The sequence below is a fragment of the Streptomyces sp. NPDC060205 genome, assembly GCF_042728395.1.
Lineage (GTDB): Bacteria > Actinomycetota > Actinomycetes > Streptomycetales > Streptomycetaceae > Streptomyces.
Genome location: NZ_JBHWZP010000519.1, coordinates 1 through 4582 on the forward strand (window position 1 = coordinate 1; position 4582 = coordinate 4582).

Consider the following 4582-nt stretch of genomic DNA (forward strand, 5'->3'; position numbering starts at 1 on the left):
ACCCGGGGCCACACGGCCCACGGGTCCCGGAGCCCGCACAAATAGTTAGACAGGCGAAAGACTTTCGCCGATAATCAGCGACCATGGGAAAGACCTACGAACGCATAGACGGCCGCCTGCGTACGTTCATCGAGGCGCAGCCCCTCTTCTTCACCGCCACCGCGCCCCTGTCGGGCGACGGCACGGTCAACCTCTCCCCCAAAGGACTCACCGGGTCGTTCGCGGTCCTCGACGATCTCACCGTGGCCTACCTGGACTTCGCCGGCAGCCACGCCGAGACCATCGCGCATCTGCGGGAGAACGGCCGGATCACCCTGATGTGGTGCGCCTTCCAGGGCCCGCCGAACATCGTCCGGGTGCACGGCCGGGGCGAGCCGGTCTTCCGTGACGACCCCCGCTTCGAGGAACTCCTCGCACACTTCCCGGACATCGCCCCCGACCCGCACGGCCTACGGGCGATCATCGTGGTGACGGCCGAGACCGTCCGGGACAGCTGCGGTTACGCCGTGCCCTACATGTCGTACGACGAGGACCGCGACCTGCACGCCAGGCGCTTCGCGCGCGAGGACGACGTCTCACTGAACGCGTACTTCGAGAAGAAGGAGCACATCGGGACCAGCATGGACGGCCTGCCCGGGCTGCCGCTGCCCCTGCCGGCCCGTACCGTCTGAGCATGCGCCTCGGAGCCGCCGTCCTCGCGTCCGTGTCCCTCCTCCTGCTCGCCGCGGGACCCGCCCCCGAAAACCCGCTCCCGCTGCCCGAGCGGATGGCGGACACGGGCGGCGGCAGCCAGCTCATCACCGCGCAGGCTCCCCGGACCTCCTCGACGACCGGCACGGTCACCTGGTGGGACCGTCGTGACGGCCGCTGGGTGGAGGCCGGTTCGGCGCCCGCGCGCTTCGGCGCCAAGGGGCTCGTCGAGGGCGGCTTGCGCGAGCAGGGCACGAACACCACCCCGACCGGCCTGTACGACCTCCCGTACGCCTTCGGGATCGAACCGGCGCCCGAGGGGACGCGCACGCCGTACCGGCCGGTGCGGGAGACCTCCTGGTGGTGCCAGGACAACGACTCGCGCTCCTACAACCGGTGGACCGACCCCCGCCCGGCCGACTGCCGCGCCGCCGAGTCCGAGCACCTGATCTCGTACGGGACGCAGTACGCGTACGCCCTCGTCATCGGTTTCAACTACCGCCAGCCCGTGCGCGGGCGGGGTGCGGGGATCTTTCTGCACGTCAACGGGCGTGGGGCGACGGCCGGTTGTGTGTCCGTGCCCAGGGACGCCATGCGGCGCATCCTGAACTGGGCCGAGCCCGGCCGCACTCCGCACATCGCCATCGGGACGGACGACGGGTCGACCGCCCTCACCCGTTACTGACGGCCGGCCGTTACCGCGAGTCTCAGCAGTTCACGGCTTGCCCCGCGGCCCGTTGAACACACGGCCGTCACGGGACGTACCACTGGGCCTAGGGGTCACTCCCCCTTCCCAGCGTCCCCCACGGAGGAACCGTGAGCACGATCGCCGGCGGTCGCGCCGCGCGGCGCCAGACGATGCGCCGTATCCGCCCTCGCCGCTCCCCCGCCATCCCGCTGCTGATCGCCGTGTGGGCGGGCGCGGCGGGAGTCGTCTGGCTCTGGTGGAGCAACACGCCGGCCATCGCCGACGACAAGGGCCGGATCCTGAACGCGGGCCGGATCACCGGTCTGCTCGCCGGGTATCTGATGGCCCTCGTCGTCCTGCAGATGGCCCGGGTACCCGCCCTGGAACGCCGCGTCGGCTCGGACCGGGTCGCCCGCTGGCACGCCATGAGCGGCCGTTACATGCTCTGCCTCGTCCTCGCCCACATCGGCCTGACGATGTACGGCTACGCCCTCCAGGCGAACACCGGGGTCGTCGACCAGACCATCGACTCGGTCAAGACCCTGCCCGACATGGGCAAGGCGGCGATCGGCACGGGTCTGCTGCTGTTCATCGGCCTGATCTCGGTGGGCGGACTGCGCAAGAGGATCCCGTACGACACCTGGTACCACATCCACCTGCTCACGTACGTGTCCGTGTACCTGTCGTTCTGGCACCAGCTGTCCACCGGCAACGACTTCGCCGTCGAGCCGGCCGCGACCACCGCCTGGTACGCGCTGTACGGGACGGTCACCGCGCTGGTGATCTGGTACCGGGTGATCACCCCGGTCCGGCTGAACCTGCGTCACCGGATGCAGGTCGAGGAGGTCGTCGAGGAGGCGCCCGGCATCGTCTCCGTGCTGATCAGCGGAAAGCGGCTGCACCGGATCGGCGCCGAGCCGGGGCAGTTCTTCCGCTGGCGGTTCATGGCGCCGGGCATGCGGCTCAGCTCGCACCCGTACTCGCTGTCGGCCGCGCCCCGCCCCGGGCTGCTGCGGATCACCGTCAAGGCGCTGGGCGACCACAGCACCGCGCTCAAGGGACTCAAGCGGGGCACGCGGGTCTGGGCCGAGGGCCCGTACGGCGCGCTCACCGCGTCCCGGCGCAGCCAGGGCAAGGTGCTGCTGATGGCCGGCGGCGTGGGCATCACCCCGATGCGGGCGCTGTTCGAGACGCTGCCGGCGGAACGTGGTGACCTCACCCTGCTGTACCGGGCCAACAGCACCCAGGACCTGGCGCTGTGGGACGAGCTGTCGGCCATCGCCGACGAGCGCGGTGCCCGGCTGATGTACGCGGTGAACAGCCCCGACGGGGAGCGCCCCGACATCAACCCGGAGACGCTGCGCCAGAAGCTGCCCGACATCGACGACCACGACGTGTTCCTGTGCGGGCCGCCCGGCTTCGCCGAGGGTGCGTACACCGCACTGCGCGGCGCCGGCGTGCCCGCCCGCCGCATCCACCACGAGTCCTTCGAACTCTGAGAACTCTTTAGAACTTTGAGAATCCTGAGGAACGGGAGTCCGGACCCATGAAGAAGAGCCATCCCCTGCGCCGCATCGTGCTGGCCGGTGCCGCCACGGTGTCCGGGATCGTCCTGCTGCTGTCGCTGAAGCCCGCCTCGGACCCGGCGGCGGCGTCCGCCGACGGCGCGGCGCAGCAGCAGGCGTCGGCGGCCCCCCAGGGGTCCGGAGGAGTGCAGGCCGCGGGCGGCACCGCGGCCCAGACCCTCACCGGTGACGTCGTCAAGACCGAGTACGGCAACGTCCAGGTGCGGATCACCGTGGCCGGCGGGAAGATCACCTCGGCGGCGGCCCTGCAGTCGCCGACCGGCGGGCGCAGTACGACGGTCAGCACCGACGCGGTGCCCAAGCTGAACAAGGCGGCCGTCACCGCCGGCAGCGCGGACATCGACGCCGTGTCCGGGGCCACCTACACCAGCGGCGGCTACAAGAAGTCGCTGCAGTCCGCGCTGGACAAGGCGGGGGCGGCGGGCGGCGGTTCGGCCGAGGCGAGCGGCACCGGTGGCGGGACCGGCGGCACGGGGAACGCCACGGGTGGCGGCAGTGGTTCGGGCGACGCGAACGGGTCGGGGTCCGGTGCCGCGCAGGCGAAGACCGTCACCGGCAAGGCCGTCACGACCGACTACGGGCCCGTGCAGGTACGGATCACCGTGGCCGGCGGGAAGATCACCAAGGCCGAGGCCGTGCAGCAGCCCAAGGGGGGCCGCAGCGACCAGATCAGCGGGGACGCGGTGCCGAAGCTGAACGCGGCGGCGGTCGCCGCGGGCAACGCCGACATCGACGCGGTGTCCGGGGCGACCTACACCAGCGGCGGCTACAAGGAGTCCCTGCAGTCGGCCCTGGACCAGGCCGGTGGCTGAACCCGCCCAGTCCGCCGGGGTGCGTCACGCGGAGGAGGTGATGGGGACGGTCTTCTCCTTCGACATCCGCGGGGGTGAGCCCGAGGCCGTACAGGCCGCGTTGGCGGCGGCGGTCGCCCAACTCCACGTGGTGGACGAGGTGTTCAGCACCTACCGGCAGGACAGTCAGATCTCCCGGCTGGCACAGGGGCTGCTGACCGTCGAGGAGTGCGATCCGGAGGTCGCCGAGGTCCTCGAACTGTGCGCGGAGGCCGAGCGGTTGAGCGACGGCTGGTTCAGCTCGACGTACGCGGGGTCCGTCGACCCGACCGGCATCGTGAAGGGCTGGTCCGTCGAACGGGCGGCCCAGCTGCTCGTGGCGGCCGGGGCGAGCGGGGTGAGCGTGAACGGCGGGGGTGACGTGCAGATGTACGGCGTGCCGGGGCCGCACCGGCCCTGGCGGGTCGGGGTCGCCGACCCGTTGCGGCCGGGCGGGCTGGCCGCGGTGGTGTCCGCGGCGGGGGTGGACCGGCTCGCGGTCGCCACGTCGGGCTCCGCGGAACGGGGTACGCACATCGTGGATCCGCGCACCGGGCGCTCCGCGGTGACCGATCTGGTGGCGGTGACCGTGGTCGGGCCGCGGATCACGTGGGCGGACGCGTGGGCGACGGCGGCGTTCGCGATGGGGTCGCGGGAGGGGCTGGCGTGGCTGGAGTCCTTGCCGGATGTGGAGGCGCTGCTGATCACGGCGGGGGACGAGGTGCGCTGCACGGGGGGTCTGGCCGACCGGCTGGGCTGAACGAACCTGCGGCCGGACGCGGGCCCGC

General features: G+C 71.8%; 5 protein-coding genes. All 5 read left to right on the forward strand.

Features of this window, described 5'->3' with window-relative positions; all coding sequences use genetic code 11:
* Window positions 1–83: 83 nt before the first annotated feature.
* The 5 genes from ACFWGJ_RS42225 (at window position 84) to ACFWGJ_RS42245 (ending at window position 4554) form a co-directional block, all read left to right on the forward strand.
* Window positions 84–671, forward strand: a complete 588-nt coding sequence (locus tag ACFWGJ_RS42225; RefSeq protein WP_387334268.1) for a pyridoxamine 5'-phosphate oxidase family protein — start codon at window positions 84–86, stop codon at window positions 669–671.
* 2 nt (window positions 672–673) lie between these two features.
* The gene (locus ACFWGJ_RS42230; RefSeq protein ID WP_387334269.1) at window positions 674–1375 is read left to right on the forward strand and encodes a L,D-transpeptidase; all 702 of its coding nucleotides are present in this window, start codon (window positions 674–676) and stop codon (window positions 1373–1375) included.
* A 173-nt stretch (window positions 1376–1548) separates the two neighbouring features.
* Window positions 1549–2877, forward strand: coding sequence for a ferric reductase-like transmembrane domain-containing protein (locus tag ACFWGJ_RS42235; RefSeq protein ID WP_387334271.1), 1329 nt, complete (start codon window positions 1549–1551; stop codon window positions 2875–2877).
* 47 nt (window positions 2878–2924) lie between these two features.
* Window positions 2925–3776, forward strand: coding sequence for an FMN-binding protein (locus ACFWGJ_RS42240; RefSeq protein WP_387334270.1), 852 nt, complete (start codon window positions 2925–2927; stop codon window positions 3774–3776).
* A 40-nt stretch (window positions 3777–3816) separates the two neighbouring features.
* Window positions 3817–4554 (forward strand): FAD:protein FMN transferase, encoded by a 738-nt coding sequence (locus tag ACFWGJ_RS42245; RefSeq protein WP_387334272.1) that lies wholly within the window; start codon window positions 3817–3819, stop codon window positions 4552–4554.
* Window positions 4555–4582: the final 28 nt, after the last annotated feature.